The organism is Pseudomonas sp. S3E17 (assembly GCF_024168685.1).
Lineage (GTDB): Bacteria > Pseudomonadota > Gammaproteobacteria > Pseudomonadales > Pseudomonadaceae > Aquipseudomonas > Aquipseudomonas marginalis.
Genome location: NZ_JALJWE010000001.1, coordinates 1002902 through 1018254, shown reverse-complemented (window position 1 = coordinate 1018254; position 15353 = coordinate 1002902). Strand labels below are relative to the sequence as shown.

The 15353-nt window shown below is 61.6% G+C and carries 8 protein-coding genes; 3 read left to right on the top strand and 5 right to left on the bottom strand.

The features are described 5' to 3' along the window. Window positions 1–5: 5 nt before the first annotated feature. The 4 genes from J3D60_RS04120 to J3D60_RS04105 all read right to left on the bottom strand — a co-directional run bounded on the left by J3D60_RS04120 (window position 6) and on the right by J3D60_RS04105 (window position 8142). A complete protein-coding gene (locus J3D60_RS04120) occupies window positions 6–4505 on the bottom strand; it encodes a DUF6603 domain-containing protein (protein ID WP_253489930.1) in 4500 nt (1499 codons plus the stop codon). Between the two features lie 13 nt (window positions 4506–4518). Next, window positions 4519–5910 carry a hypothetical protein gene (locus J3D60_RS04115; protein ID WP_065941380.1) on the bottom strand — a complete coding sequence of 464 codons (1392 nt, stop codon included), beginning with the start codon at window positions 5908–5910 and terminating at the stop codon, window positions 4519–4521. A gap of 80 nt (window positions 5911–5990) precedes the next feature. Then, window positions 5991–6947: a hypothetical protein gene (locus J3D60_RS04110; RefSeq protein ID WP_065941379.1), complete on the bottom strand. Its 957-nt coding sequence runs from the start codon at window positions 6945–6947 to the stop codon at window positions 5991–5993. 28 nt (window positions 6948–6975) lie between these two features. Continuing rightward, on the bottom strand, window positions 6976–8142 hold the full coding sequence (locus tag J3D60_RS04105; RefSeq protein ID WP_141155030.1) for a hypothetical protein: 1167 nt from the start codon (window positions 8140–8142) through the stop codon (window positions 6976–6978). A gap of 722 nt (window positions 8143–8864) precedes the next feature. Between J3D60_RS04105 and glcD the strand changes: the two genes are divergently transcribed. The 3 genes from glcD to glcF are packed head-to-tail and all read left to right on the top strand — an operon-like array spanning window position 8865 to window position 12703. Beyond that, a complete protein-coding gene (gene glcD, locus J3D60_RS04100; RefSeq protein ID WP_253489927.1) occupies window positions 8865–10364 on the top strand; it encodes a glycolate oxidase subunit GlcD in 1500 nt (499 codons plus the stop codon). Next, on the top strand, window positions 10364–11428 hold the full coding sequence (gene glcE / locus J3D60_RS04095) for a glycolate oxidase subunit GlcE (RefSeq protein WP_253489924.1): 1065 nt from the start codon (window positions 10364–10366) through the stop codon (window positions 11426–11428). The genes glcD and glcE overlap by 1 nt, the downstream gene beginning before the upstream one ends. A gap of 3 nt (window positions 11429–11431) precedes the next feature. After that, entirely contained in the window at window positions 11432–12703 is a 1272-nt protein-coding gene (gene glcF / locus J3D60_RS04090; protein ID WP_253489923.1) for a glycolate oxidase subunit GlcF, read from the top strand. Between the two features lie 229 nt (window positions 12704–12932). On the opposite strand, the gene J3D60_RS04085 is transcribed toward glcF, so the two are convergent. After that, window positions 12933–15305: a hypothetical protein gene (locus J3D60_RS04085; protein ID WP_253489919.1), complete on the bottom strand. Its 2373-nt coding sequence runs from the start codon at window positions 15303–15305 to the stop codon at window positions 12933–12935. Window positions 15306–15353: the final 48 nt, after the last annotated feature.

The following is a 15353-nucleotide window of genomic DNA, read 5'->3' as shown; positions in this document are numbered from 1 at the left end:
AGTGATCAAATTGCACTCGTTTCCTCGCCGAGCACACGAATCAGCGGCCAGTCCCAGAGCGGGTAACGGGCCAGACGGCTGACATCGAGTGCGGCGCTGTCAAAGTTGAAACCGAGCGAGTCGAGGCTATCGACCATCTTCTTGCGTTCGGCGGCGACCGCTGCCGCCGCCAGGTCGGCCAGTTCGAAGTTGACGTTGCGGATGCTGGCGGTCGCACGGGTGTAGGTCAGCACGGTGCCCTCCTCGCTGATGACGGCGGCGAAGCTGTCGCGGGTGGCGACGGTGGGTGTATCGAGCAGCCAGAGCATCTTCTTCGTGGTGTCGAAAAGCAGCGCCCAAAGGTCCGCGTCCGCGGTGATTGCCGGGTGACGGATCATTGGCGAGAGTTCCAGGCCACTCAGGGTGTTGGCGATCATCCGCGCCCCGTTGATGCCAGGGTCCTGCCCGGCCCAGAGGGCCGACTGGGCGTTCTGCAAGGCGATGCCGACCGCCACTTCGTTGACCGGCACGTTGTAGTTTTCAGGTTTGGTGTAATCCTCGCCGGCTGGCAGGCGAGTCAATTGCATCTGATGGTCGACGCTGAACTGGCTAGCCTTCAGCGCCATGGGCAGGACACCGAAATCATCGGCCCAGCCCGCACCATCGTCATTCGCGCCATGGGCCGTGGGCATCGCGGCGGGCGTGCCGCTACCGACATAGGTGAACGCGCCCGCCGGGGTGAACGGCGTATTGACCTTGAAGTCGTTGAACCGCGCCGTCTTGCTGGGAATGACCATGCTCGAGGCGATAGCGAAATGATTGGGGTCGAGTACCCAGTCGAAGAAGGCCGTGCTGTCCTTGGCCTTGAGGTCGCTGATCAAACCCTGCTGGACCGTGCCCCTGACCAGTTGGGTTGGCTGTACGTCACCGGCCTTGTCGGCGTCGGTGCGGCTGAACATCTCCAGGCGTTTTGTGTCGCCATTTGCCGCCGGCAGAAACGACGTTTTGAAGTCTTCCCAAGTCACGGGATCGGGTTCGGCCCTGCCGCTGCCGAAGCGCACGCTGAAACTGATGATGTCCAGGTCAATCGTGGCTACACCGCCGAACTCGGGGCCCCAGATGTTCAGGTCGACACCCACGTGAATGGTGATTTTGACGGTGACAAACAGCAGGTTGGCCTTGAACGAGGCGCCCAGGTGAATATACGCGGCGGCTTCGTAATGGAACGGCCGCCAGCCCAGCAGAAAATCGATTCCCACGCTGAACCAGGCGCTGATCGGCCCCGATTCCCAAGTGGCCTGGACCGTGAAACCCGCCATCAGCGTGTGCGAGAGCAGCGCGAAGTAGCATTCGCCCTTGAGCACCAGCGGCCCGGTTTCATAGATCATCTGCAAGCGCGGCACGGTCGGGAAATAGTCAGGTTTCTTGAACCGCGGGCTGTAGCCGCCCATCGAGACCAGAAACTCCCCGGAGTGTTCACCGGCGAACCAGGTGTAGAACGCAAACCCGCCACTGACGTGGCAGAGCCCGGCGTAGATGAACGACGCCGGGGTCAGACGGCCATCGACGGCGATCAGTCCGCTGCTGGACTCGAAACGCGCCTCCAGCGCTACTTCGAGGTAGACGATGGGCTTTGGCGCGCCCTTGGGCACCGTCACTCGACAGATTCCGAGCAGCGCCACTTCCAGCGAGACGCCGAAGGACACCGTGAGCAAAGCGGTGGCGTCGACCATTTCGAACGAGGTGAAATCGATGCCGGCCGCCACCCAGTACTCGCCCGCCTGTGGATGAATGTACGCTGCAGTCTTGACCAGCGTTTGTTGCAACACTTGCCCAGGATTGCTCGTACCCAGGGTGGTGGGAAAGCTGTTTTCCGGGCGCTTGTTGTTCTGCGGCAGCAACGGGTAGCTGGTCAGTTGGTCGATGCTCGGCAGCCCCAGGCTACGGTTGATGCCAAAACCGCCAGCCAGCCCCGTCACGAAGAAAAACGGCGGCCCACCCAGCGGTTGCTGAAGCCGAACAAAGATAAAGAAGGAGCTTTCATCGGGCGCATAGCCACCGATGGCGGTGAGCGAGAACGTCGCCACATTGACCCGCGCTTCCCCCAGGTAGTCTTTGTCAAAGCGCAGGAAGCCACCGGCGATGCTCAGCGGACCGGTCTGCAACGCCAGGCTCATGCCATCCAGTTGGGCCGAGATGTCCAGATCCGAGCCCTTGCTATCAGGGATCTTGAAGCCGAGCCCCAGGCCCTGCAGATCGAAGGACAACATCGCCAGGCTGAACCCGGCATCGATCAGCAGCCAAACACGGCCGTCTTCGTAACGTACACCGACGCGGGCGAGCGACACCGGGCCGATGGATTTTCCCACCGTCAACCAGGCGGCATTGCCCGCCGGTGGTTTCGCCGCTACGGCCGCCACCGTCTGCGTGCTCACGGGTGCGGTATCGCCACCGGCCGAGAGCGGCAACGCTACGCCGCCCAGTTCGATGTCGGCGGCAAAGTTAAAGCCTGCGGCAATAACCGTGGTCGAGCCCTTGGCATCCTTAGGTAACGGCAAGCGGCACGGCACCTGTGCCTGCGTCAGCAAGGCGTTGAGCTTTTGCACCTCATCGGCGCTGAGGGGCGATGCGGCGAACAGCGCCTGCACGTTCTTGATGCTGCCCAGGTTATCGTCGGTGAAGATCTTGCCCACGAGCGGCAGATCGGCCAGCGACGCTTCAAAGCCGAGCAGCATCTGGAACACGTAGTTCGAGGTACTGGCCCCGGTCTTCGGGTCCAGGGATTTGAGCGCCACGAAAGTGCCTGTGCCGTAATGGGCCGAAGTCGCCGACAGCAGCACGGTGTTGTTGCTCATGTCATAGACGAAGCTCGCCTGCGACAGGGCCAGGTCAAGTTCCGCGGGGATGGCGGGAATCGAGAAACCCAGCGCCCCGGCGATATCTGCGAACTGCAGGTAGTCGTTGTCCTGGGCTTTCCAGTTCGCCTGGATCTTCAGGCCGGGCTGGGTGCCGGAATCGAACGTCAGGGCGAAACTGAAGTTCTGCTGCCCGATCACGAAGCTGCCTGTCAGCGCTACAGATGCGTCCGCGCCGGTCTTTTTGAACAGCACCGACATCTGTGCATCGACGCTGGTGTCCAGGAGCGTGAACGCCGTGCGGGCAGCCCCGAACACCGTGTAGGCATAATTGCTTTCGCCCCCTGCCACTGTCACGCCGAAACTGTCGAACACGATGGTGCTCAGCACATCGGGCACCGGCACCGACGCACTGACCACACCCTTGACGATACTGCCCAGCGACACGCTATCGGTCATCTGCCCGCTGATCAGGTCGATATTCCAAGCGGCCGCCTGTTTGACCACCACGATCGAAAAGTCGAACGTGGTGTTGAAGATCGTTGGCAGGAACTGCGCCGAGGCCCGGATCTCGACATTAGTCGTGGGCTTCGGTCCGGCGGGCTCGGTCAGCCTGACCATCAGCGTCAGCGACTCCAGCGACAGCACGCTGGGTATCAGTGTCCAGGGGGCCTCGGTATGGATGGCGAGCGTGACCGAACTGACCGGTGCCGATTTGTTCGCCAGCACCATGCGATAGAACGTCAGGCTGATGTTCTCGAACACCTTGCTGAGCACACTTGGAATGTACTCGTCGTAGTGTTGCCCGCCCGGCAGGCTCTTGATCAGGTCCGACGCGCTGAACGTCGCACCCGGTGCCGGTTGCGCGAAAATCACCAGCGAATCGAGGCTCCGGGTGATCTCCACGCCGCAGTCGAGTTTGCCGTCGAACAGCGAGGAGATTGCGAAGCCGATCTGCTGGGGCTCATCGCCCTTCTCGCTGATGCTCACCCCGACCGCTGGCGCAGCCAGGCTCAACCGCCAGTCCCCTACCCCAATGGAAAACACACCTTCGGAAACCGGGGCGCTAAGCCGCCCGGTCGGGTACGGCGCATCTGCGGCCGGGGCGAACGGCCCATAGAACTTGTACGGCGTACTGCCCACCAGATCGCCGAGAATCGCGCCGACACCGCTGATGTTCTCCAGCCCGATCGTGGACAGGAAGTTCTGTCCTTGGGCCAGGCAAATGGAGGTCGCATCGTCCTTTGACCAGCGATAGGTCGTCTGTGCCAGCGAGGTATAGACGAAACGCGGGTTGGCTGGTTTCAACAGCTCGAAGGGGAAGAACGTCATCCCCGGGAAGCTGGAAGCAAGCTCCCAGCCCGGCGGCAAGGTTGCACCGATAAGTACAGCCACCTTGCCATCACTGGCGGTAAAACTCAGCTGGACGCCGACTTCGCTGACCTTGAGCAGCGCAGCGGTGCCGGTGTTGACTCGCACGACGCCTTGGTCGGGCCCGCTGACATCGCTGCTCTGCAGGCCCTCGACCGTCAGCTTGGTGCCTTTTTCCAACAAGAACGCGGTGGCGATGTCCGCTACCTGCTCATCGCTCAGCAGGCGGTTATCGAGCACCACCTTACCGTTGTCCGCTGCCTGCTTGCGTAGGTCGCTTGCCAGTTGATTGATATCCACTGTGGACTCCTGCTCAAGTGATATTGGTCACTTGTTGGTTATTACCGTTGGGCTGGAACAACTTGTCGGGGATAAAGCCGGCCTTCTTCACCCCGGCAGCGATGATCGATTCCACGGCCTGGCAGATGGCACGGTTGCGAGCTTCGGCATTCCCGGCCTGGGAAGCGATCTGCGAAACGGGGAACACGCTGTTGACGATGAAGTCCTTCAGCGAGACAGGTGTGGCGGCTGCGCCCTGATTGATGACGCTCTTGGTGCCTTCAGTGATCGCATACCAGCGTTCGTAGTTGTACCGGATGCTGTTGAGGACCTTGCCCTTCTCGTCGCTGTCGAAATAGCTGTTCGTCTGCTTGAGGATGGTCGACTCAGTGGTGATGCCAAAGGCGTGCCTCTTGATGTCGAGATAGTTGGTGAGGCTGGTGTCCTCGGCCGAGGCGATGAAATACGGGCTGAAGTTCAGATTGTTCTGGTCAAGCCAGTCGATGTTCCACAGCACCGCCTGCTGGAGTACCCGGTCTGTCCTGAACACCGAGTTCAGGTAGTCCCCACCCGGGCTGCCCAGCAACCTTCGATGCGCCTGGCGATCAGCAATGATGCTGTCGGTGGTGTCGGTGGCCGTTTCGCTGCCAAATCCCATCCCGATGAAGCCGCGTGCGAGCATCGCGCCTTCGGCGGCGGCCAGCCCCCGGAAGGCATTAAGGTGATAGACGTTGTCATCCACCAGCCAGGCGTAGTTCCAGCGATTGTTGGAGCTGCGCCGCAGCCATTTGCAAAACTCGATGGCCGCGTAACGGCTGGCGCCGAAACCGACATAGGGATAGTTCCCACCCAGCAGCCAGCCGGCATCGTTATGGAACGACCAACCGATGACATGCAGGTTGGGAACGGTGTGCAAGACTTTCCAGTACTTGGGGTATTCGAGAGCGTGAACAATGAGATAGATGCGCCGATTGGCATCATTGACCCGCCCCGGGTAATACCAGGCCGGTACCGGGCGCGTGTCTGGCACGATTTGGCCGCTAGGGTTTTGCTGGGTGCGTGCATTGAAAGCTTGCAGGTCCGACACATTGGCGAAGTGGGTTTGTCCCAGGTCTTGCAGAAGATCCGCACCGCGTGCGAAACCGGAGGCGATCCAGTCGCTGCGATTGCTTGAAATGACGACCAGCGGCGGCAGGGACGCAGCATTGTTTTCGGCGAGCAGAATCGCGGCCGAGGTGCCGTTGGTGTAGAAGTCCAGCGCCCGGGGCAGCTTTCCCGCGTCGCGCAATACATCGATCCTGTCGTTGACCAACTCCAGGCAATCGCTCTGGTCGGTATCTTCGAGTACCGGGGTTTCAATCGGCTGATACTTTTGACTGACCAGGTTGCCGCCATAGTTGCTTTTCACGCGCAGGGTAATCGCCATAAATACTCCTGACCCGGTTATCCAAGTGAGTGGCTGTTGCAGGAGACCGCCTGCGCGGTCCCCTGCGCTGGGCTAGGGCCTTACTTGGCAACCGCAAGGAGTTGCGTCAGCGACACCTTGAACTGCTCGAGCAATTTCGACGGCTGTACCCCCCCACCCTGCGGGGGAGCCTGAATCACCTGCAGCGCGAAATCTGCGCTGAGCTGGCCGCTGACGGGGACCTTGGCGTTGTAATAGGCGGTGACTTTGCTGACGTAGTTGGCCGGCAACGTCGCACTGGTAGCAAAGACTCGCCCGGTGACCAGCGGGGACTTACCGATCGAGATGATCTCGCCGTTGGCATCCGGGGTATCGAAGATGAAATACATTTCGGCATCCGGATCAAACCTGGAAGACGACAACGCCACCGTCACATCCACCGGATTGGCGTTATTCAGTGCAACTGTGCTCGACCAGCCGAAGCCTGTGGCGGGAGTCGGCGGCTTGGGCGGGATCGCCAGCGCAACGTAGGCCGCATTACCCGCTTCCACGATCGCCTCTTGCAGCGGGATAATCGCGCTGCCGGCAGGTGCCGGATGGTTGGCATCGGTAATGAAGGCGATCAGGTTGTACGGCGCACCCTGTACGGGTGGCGACACGTTGCTGAACAGGAACGGCGTGTCGGTGACGGCCACCCCCTGCCCTGGCGCGCTGATGCTGACAACGTTGCTCTGGTCCTGGGTGTTCAATCGGACCCACTGCAGCTTCTTGTTGATGTTATCCGCGCTGCAATACCACAGCTGAACGCTGCCGACGGCCGTCTTAGTGACATCCGTGCTCAGGTTCTTGGCCCGGACATACACGTAGTTGGTGCCGTGATAATCGACAGCCTGCGAAAAGCCCTGGTCGTAGCACTCCACGAAACTGCTGAGGTCCGCGGGGCCGGCGGGCGCACTGCGGGTGATGAGGTCCGGCGAGGCGTCGTTCGGCGGCGTCTTGCCTGGCGATGTCTGGGCCAGGTTGTTGCGCACGAATAGCCAGTTGTAGTCATTAGACATGTTGCATTCCTCCTTAAAAGGTTTCGGCCTAACGGAAGCCGCCGTTGGGAACAACGCCATTGGAACCGACAATTGTCACCAGCGTCGGCTCTACATCCAGGAGTGTCCTGTAGCCTTCGTAGCCCAGGTACCGCTCGCCGTTTTTCGAGTCCACAAACACACTGTGTTCATCGAAGTTGCAACGCTTGTAATGGTTCTCCAGGTTCTGATCCCCATCCAGCAAATCACTGATGCTGGCACGCACTGCAGCCGACAGTTCAGGTGCATTGGTCACAACAAACTGCATGGTGAAGTTTGCGGGCTTTGGCTTGCCTTTGAAGTTGACATAGAAGGTGACTTTGCCGGCATAACCACCCTGGATTTTCACATTGGTGCCGACGATAAAGTTGGGGTTGACGTTGGGGTCTGGAGCACCGGGTTTTTGCGGTACGGGGGTGTCCCCGACGGCAATGGAGTCGCCCCATTTGGTGTTGTTGTTTGACGAGAAACCGACGACCGCCCCGACCGGCACGTTGGTTATCTGGATAGAGCAGGTGAACAGCGCATCATCCCAAGTCTGGTTCATGCTGATCTGCTGCTCATAGACATCCGAGGCCGAGACCGCCTGGATATTCACGTTGTGCCAGCCCAGGTTGCGGTTGGCGTAGATCCACGCCGCGTATTGATCGACGCTGGAATTGACGCCCGACGGGAACTGCGCATTCACCGCATCGAAACTGTCTGCGACGACCGCTATCAGGCAATGGTGCTCGGTGGTTTGCGGCTTCCAGGTGAACGCATTAGTGGCAACTACTTCTCCTGGACCGGCAGTCAGGGTTTGATAGTTCTGCCGCACTTCAATGGTTTTTCTCGGATCGTTAGGGTCCTCGACGACGGAGGTGTAGTTCATCAGACTGTCTTGGTTGTACCAGACATTCGGGGCCAGGAAGAGATTCTGCGGCACCTGAAACAAATAGATGTTTTGGGAGACATTTGCCGCACTGACGTTTTTCGCGCGGACATAAAAGTTATTGCTGAAGAACTCTTTTACGTCCTGATCGTAAGCTTGGTCATACTTCGAAACCATTTCCTGGGTCGTCAGCGCACTTTGGCCAGCGACCAGTATATCGGGGCTCCCGGTCCAGCTCCCCGAGCGCGGTAATTTACCAGTGTCACTCAGATTATTTCGAATCAGAAAATCATTTTTGACAGCCATGATGAGGCCTCACATTTTAAAAGAGTGATAGTCGGAATGATGACAACTTAGATGGATGCGCCGGTTAAACCTTCTCCATGCAACATCACATCAGGTGACTTGCAACGGTCTACGGGTATCGAGGTATTGGGTAGCGTTCGACACGAACGGCGAGCGTGCGCCGGTCGGCGTTCGACAGGTGTTGCAGGAAGGGAAATGAGTTCGAGCGAATCATTGGCAAACGCATCATCGGCCTCCTTGGCCTAGGTCAGCGATCCGAGCTCTCGGCCGGAGTGGTAGAGAACCATTGCGATTGAAAATCTCGACTGCTTAACACTGGAATGCTAGATCAGAACTTTTTATGCCCGGCTGGGGGGCGGCGCTCCCCATTACCGGTGTGGCGGGTGTATCCGCTGAATGGGTATAGCAACGAGCCATCACCCTGTCTAATTTTTTCCGGCCCGGTTTGCTACCGCCGGTCGTCTGAGCATATCTCGCTGAGGATAACAATCGACAGGGGGGAGGAATGGGCTTGCAAAATCGGCTCGACGAGTCCCGGTTACTGTCCGTTCCTGTGCTGCCCATGCAATCTCAAGCGGGTATGAGCAGCTTCAGCGTTCGACTCACGACTGCCCAAACATCCGACTAATCGACTGGACAGTAAATCGCCCCAGGCGAATGATGCAAGCCAGCTGCATCGGAACAGACCTCGAATAAAAACAACGGAGGGTCGCCTACCGACTATGAACATTCTCTACGATGAACGCGTCGACGGCGTCCTGCCTGACGTCGACAAACAGGCGCTGCTGCACGCCCTGCAGACTCGCTTGCCTGACCTGGAAATCCTGCACCAGCACGAAGCGCTCAAGCCGTACGAATGCGACGGACTCTCGGCTTATCGCACCACGCCCATGCTGGTGGTGCTGCCGCGCCACATCGATCAGGTCCAGGGCGTGCTTCGAGTCTGCCATGAGCGGCGTGTACCGGTGGTGGCTCGCGGCGCGGGCACTGGGTTGTCCGGCGGTGCGCTGCCGCTGGAAAAAGGCGTGCTGCTGGTGATGGCGCGCTTCAACAACATTCTGCACATCGACCCCGCCGCCCGCACCGCCCGGGTTCAGCCGGGGGTACGCAACCTGGCGATTTCCCAGGCGGCTACGCCCTTTGGCTTGTATTACGCGCCGGACCCTTCCTCGCAGATCGCCTGTTCCATCGGCGGTAATGTGGCGGAAAACGCCGGGGGCGTGCATTGCCTGAAGTACGGGCTGACCGTGCACAACCTGCTCAAGGTCGACATCCTGACCGTCGACGGCGAACACGTGAGCCTGGGCTCCCAGGCCCTCGATGCTCCGGGTTTCGATCTGCTGGCATTGTTCACCGGCTCCGAAGGCATGCTCGGGGTGATCACCGAGGTCACGGTCAAGCTGCTGCCCAAACCACAAACCGCCAAAGTGCTGCTGGCCGCCTTCGATTGCGTCGAAAAGGCTGGCCGTGCGGTGGCTGACATCATTGCCGCCGGCATCATCCCGGGCGGCCTGGAAATGATGGACAACCTGGCCATTCGCGCCGCCGAAGACTTCATTCACGCCGGCTACCCGGTGGACGCCGAAGCGATTCTGTTGTGTGAACTCGATGGCGTGGAAGCCGACGTCCACGACGACTGCCACCGCGTGCGCCAGGTGCTGGAACAGGCCGGCGCCACCGAAGTGCGCCAGGCTCGGGATGAGGCCGAACGCGTGGGTTTCTGGGCCGGGCGCAAGAATGCGTTTCCGGCGGTGGGCCGCCTCTCACCGGATTATTACTGCATGGACGGGACGATCCCGCGCCGCGAACTGCCTGGGGTGCTGCACGCTATCGCGGCGTTATCGACCGAGTACGGCCTGCGGGTGGCGAATGTTTTCCACGCCGGCGACGGCAACATGCACCCGCTGATCCTGTTCGATGCCAATCAACCGGGCGAACTCGACCGCGCCGAAGCCCTGGGCGGCAAGATCCTAGAATTGTGCGTGAAGGTCGGCGGCAGCATTACCGGTGAACACGGTGTGGGCCGCGAGAAGATCAACCAGATGTGCGCCCAGTTCAATAGCGATGAGCTGACCGTATTCCACGCCGTCAAAGCCGCCTTCGACCCGGGCGGATTGCTCAACCCCGGCAAGAACATCCCGACGTTGCATCGATGCGCCGAGTTTGGCGCCATGCACGTTCATCTGGGTCAGATGCCCTTCCCCGACCTGGAGCGTTTCTGATGCGCAGCGGACACCCTATCGACGCCAGCGCAGCGCTGCTGGAGCAGGTCAACCAGGCGCTGAACGACGCCACGCCGCTGCGTATCCAGGGCTCCAACAGCAAGGCGTTCCTCGGCCGCGCAGGCACCGGGGAAATCCTCGACACCCGCGCCCACCGGGGCATCGTCAGCTACGACCCGACGGAACTGGTAATCACCGCCCGTTGCGGCACGCCCTTGGCGGAGTTGGCAGAAGTGCTGGACGCCGCGCACCAGATGCTGCCCTGCGAACCGCCCTCCTTCGGTGAGCACGCCACCGTCGGCGGCATGATTGCCTGCGGGCTCTCGGGGCCACGGCGCCCCTGGTCAGGATCGGTCCGCGACTTTGTCCTCGGGACGCGGGTCATCACCGGACAGGGCAAGCATTTGCGCTTCGGCGGCGAGGTCATGAAGAACGTCGCCGGCTACGATCTGTCGCGCTTGATGGCCGGCAGTTACGGCGCGCTTGGGGTGGTGACCGAAGTGTCCCTCAAGGTCCTGCCCAAACCACGGCAAACCTTGAGTATCAGCCTGGAAATGGACACCGACCGTGCCTTGCTGCGCCTGGCGGAATGGGGGCAGCAACCGCTGCCGATCAGCGCCGCGTGTCACGATGGCCAGCGCCTGCACCTGCGGCTCGAAGGGGGCGAAGGCTCGGTGGCGGCGGCCCATGAGCGCTTGGGCGGCGAGTGGCTGGACGCTGCCTACTGGCAAGACCTGAACGAACACCGGTTGAGTTTTTTCGATGAGGAACTGCCCCTTTGGCGCCTGTCCTTGCCGCACAACACGCCCCGACTGGCGCTGCCAGGCATCCAATTGATCGACTGGGGCGGCGCCCAGCGCTGGCTCAAATCCGACGCCGACGCGAGGGTCATTCGCGCGGTGGTCGAAAAAGCCGGCGGGCATGGGACCTGCTACCACCCGGGCCTGATCGACAGCCCCTTCCAACCGCTGCCCGACACGTTGATGCGCTACCACCGGACCCTGAAGCAGCAACTCGATCCACGGGGCATCTTCAACCCCGGTCGCCTGTACGCGGAGCTTTGAACCATGCAGACCACCTTGAGCGAAGACGCCCGCCGACTGCCGCGCGCCGAAGAAGCCGAACGCATCCTGCGCAGTTGCGTGCACTGCGGTTTTTGCAATGCCACCTGCCCGACCTATCAACTGCTGGGCGATGAACTGGATGGCCCGAGGGGACGCATCTACCTGATCAAGCAGGTGCTAGAAGGCAATGAAGTCACGCGCAAGACCCAGGAGCATCTGGACCGTTGCCTGTCTTGCCGTAACTGCGAAAGCACCTGCCCCTCCGGCGTCGATTACCACAACTTGCTCGACATCGGCCGGGCGGTGGTCGACGCGGCAGTGCAACGCCCACTCAGTCAGCGTTTGCTGCGCGAAGGGTTGCGCAACGTCGTTCCGAATCCCGCGCTGTTCAACCTGCTGATCGGCAGTGGCCAGCTATTTCGAGCTTTGTTGCCCAACACCTTGCAGGCCAAGTTGCCTCGCCGCGTCTACCCGCCCAAACCGCGCCCGACCACGCGCCACGCCCGCCAGGTATTGATGCTTGAGGGCTGTGTGCAACCGCACCTGTCACCCAATACCAACGCCGCCACGGCACGGGTGCTGGATCGCCTGGGGATCAGCGTCATATCCACCCACGAGGCAGGCTGCTGCGGTGCGGTGGATTACCACCTCGACGCTCAGGCTGCGGGCCTTGAGCGCGCCCGCCGCAACATTGATGCATGGTGGCCGAGCATTGAAAACGGGGCCGAGGCCATTGTGCAAACCGCCAGCGGCTGCGGGGCCTTTATCAAGAATTACGGCCACCTGCTCAGCACCGACCCGGCGTATGCCGCCAAGGCGCACAGGGTCAGTGCCCTGGCCAGGGACCTGGTTGAAGTGCTGCGCGGCGAGCCACTGGATAAGCTCGGCGTACACAGCGACCAGCGCCTGGCGTTCCACTGCCCCTGCACCTTGCAGCACGCGCAAAAACTCGGCGGAGCCGTTGAAACCCTGCTGACAAGCCTGGGCTTCAACCTGACCGCGGTTCCCGACGGCCATCTGTGCTGCGGCTCGGCGGGCACCTATTCGCTGACCCAGCCCGAATTGTCGCGGCAACTGCGCGATAACAAGCTGAATGCGTTGGAAAGCGGCCACCCCGACGTCATCGTCACCGCCAATATCGGCTGCCAGTCCCACCTCGACGGCGCAGGACGCACCCCGGTCAGGCACTGGATCGAACTGGTCGAGGCCGCGTTGCCCTCACCAGGTACTGCAGAATCCTTGCGGCTGCACGCACCGAAGCCCACAGCAAACTAGCCGGGGCGCAATGCCTGGATTGAATCGGCCCCCTGTGGTGAGCGGGCTTGCCCCGCGCTGGGGTGCGAAGCAGCCCCTGATGAAGACGAATGCGGTGTATCAGGCACGCCTCTGCGCCTGGTTTTGGGGCTGCTGCGCAGCCCAACGCGGGGCAAGTCCGCTCGCCACAACAAGCCCGCTCGCCACAGGGTTCTTTGCGCGCTCTCGAACGGGTTCGAACACGGCGGCCTTAAGCAAGCGTGAGGAACAACGCCGAGGTCCAGACCCGGGACTGGTCGCGTTGGCGCGCGCAGATGAACAGCGGATGCTCGCGCCCCGCGTGCAAATTGAGTGGCGCCAGCTCGATCTGCCCCTGCAGCTCACGGGGCAGCGCTTCGGCGGTGGTCCTTTCCAGGGAGACTTTCAGCTCCGCCCCTGGCAGCTCTTCGATCACCTGGGATTGCGCCAGCAGTTCTTCGCCGGACAGCTCCATCAGCACCGTCGGTGCATGCACGTAGGGCTGCGGTTCGGACGGATCGCCGACCTTGATGTAGTTGTCGATGCGGCTGCGGACCTGCAACGTCGCGCCGGCCAATTGCGACAGGTCGATTTCGATGCTGTCGGTGTCGCCGTTGGTGTCGGTGCGAAAGGCCAGGGTCGTGGCGTCCTTGCGCCATACGGTTTGCTCCGGGTGATCGAGGCCCAAGGCACGAAAGCCATTGATCACCGCGCCCGTCACCCGGATTTCGCCGGTCCAGTAAGCGCCGCGATAACGGTCCTTGATGCGTGCGCCGCCCAGGCGCAACCGGATGCGTTGGGCGGAAAACCCCAGCTCCTGATGCAGGTTGCGCGACCAGATCAGTTTATCGCCGTCGAACAGGTCCACCTGCTCCCAGCCCGCCTCGCCCAGCAATCGATAGTCCAGGGTGGCATTCGAATCCGCCGTGAACACCTCGCCCATGAAATGCTGGCCCTGGCGCAGGCTGGCAAATGCACGCTCGCCCGTCGTGGCAAAGGTGCGACGGGCGCGAAGGGCCTTGCCGACACTCGAGCGGTCGAAAGACTCGGCAATCACGCCGGTCAGCCCGCCGCGAGAGCCAAACACGGCCGTGGCCGGAACCCCGCCGCCACAACGGCCCTGATGCTCATCACTGTTCGCCGCGGCGCCGACCCGATAGCCACGCTGAAGGGCTTCGGCGTAGACCCAATGGAACTGGCCCCAGGCCGAGCCGACTTCGATCAAGCGTTCCAGCTCCGGATGGTGCCAGTCGAGGTTGCAGCGGCGCCCGCCGACATGGGGCATCATCAAGTGACCTTCCGGGTCTTTCGCATAGGCCGCGTACAACTCGTCCACCGGCCAGGCCCCCGGTTTGATGGTGCCGGCGGTGAACTCGTTCCACTCGAAAGAGCGCACCAGGCGCCCTTGGTTGTCGAACGGAAACTCGGGCTTGCGATCGTGCAGGAAGACAACATTACGGTCACCGCCCGCGCAGGAGTTGCCGCACCACTCGGTGCCGGGGTAGCAGACGAAGCGGCCGGGCTCGTTGAGTTCGTGAATCAGCTTCACCGCCTGATCCCAGCGTTGCTCGGTGATATTGAAGTCGTTGGCGGTGTAGCCGAGCACATCGAGGCCGGCGACATCGCGGCCGTAGCTGAGGTTGTAGAGCGTGTCGTTGGTGCCCACGGTGTCATCGGAGTGCACATGCAAGTCGGCGTACAGCGGGCGCAATGCGCTGCCGGCCGGATCAACCGTCACGAAGGCCTGGGCGCCACGCACGCCGGGCGCCTGCACCTGGGCGGACAAACGCCACTCGCCCACCGCGCCGAGGTCAAACCCCTCGAGCCGCACCGTCGCCCACCCTTCATTGGCCAGGGTAAACCCTTGCTGGCGCTCGCCGCCTTCCGGATCAACCAGGGTCAGTACCCCGTTGAGCGGCAGGTTGCGGCACGTGTTGCCCCAGGCATCGTCGACCCGCAGCAGCACGTCGAACCCCTCACCGGCGCTGATCAGGCGCGGCACAATCAGCTGCACACTCTGCGCCGGTCCCGGCACGATGTTCAGCAACGGATCGCCTGGCACCTCGGCAAATTTCGAGCTGCCCAAGGGGTCGATAAACAGCCGGAAACGGAAGTCTTTCTCGACGAAACTCTGCACCCGCGTGCCCGCCCCGCCCTGGCGACGGTCGCCCAGGCGAATAGTGATCTTGTCGCCGGGATTCAGGTAGCCGTCGATGATGTCAATGATGATCGCTTTCTGGAACGGCCGTTCGTGACCCTTCTGGTCGAAGCGCACTTTCAGGTGCTGCACGGTGGCCTGGCTCTGCCCGGGGACCAACTCGCCCGCCTGGTACTCGGCGCTGACGTAGTTGGGGCCGGCCGGGTTCGAGGTCTGGAACAGTGCCCAATCGGAGTAGAACTTGAACGCCAGTTTCAACCAGGCGCCATCCGCCAGGCCGCTGCCGCCGACCTCGTAGACCAGGGTGATTTCATCCCACTGCCCGGCAATCAGCGTATCTCGGTCACAGTCGATGCTGCCGAGGAACGGGCGTTTCTTGTTGCGTTCGTAGAGGCCTTGGGGGGCGATGTAATGCCCGGCTTCGCGGGGATCGAATACGTTACTCACATGACACCTCGTGCAGTGGTCCACTGAAGGTTTGAAAGGGTTCGAAGG

What these genes read in the sequence shown, in the direction of transcription:
- J3D60_RS04115 (WP_065941380.1), bottom strand. Translation starts at nt 5,910, where the DNA reads ATGGCGATTACCCTGCGCGTGAAAAGCAACTATGGCGGCAACCTGGTC.
- glcE (WP_253489924.1), top strand. Translation starts at nt 10,364, where the DNA reads ATGCGCAGCGGACACCCTATCGACGCCAGCGCAGCGCTGCTGGAGCAG.
- glcF (WP_253489923.1), top strand. Translation starts at nt 11,432, where the DNA reads ATGCAGACCACCTTGAGCGAAGACGCCCGCCGACTGCCGCGCGCCGAA.
- J3D60_RS04105 (WP_141155030.1), bottom strand. Translation starts at nt 8,142, where the DNA reads ATGGCTGTCAAAAATGATTTTCTGATTCGAAATAATCTGAGTGACACT.
- glcD (WP_253489927.1), top strand. Translation starts at nt 8,865, where the DNA reads ATGAACATTCTCTACGATGAACGCGTCGACGGCGTCCTGCCTGACGTC.
- J3D60_RS04110 (WP_065941379.1), bottom strand. Translation starts at nt 6,947, where the DNA reads ATGTCTAATGACTACAACTGGCTATTCGTGCGCAACAACCTGGCCCAG.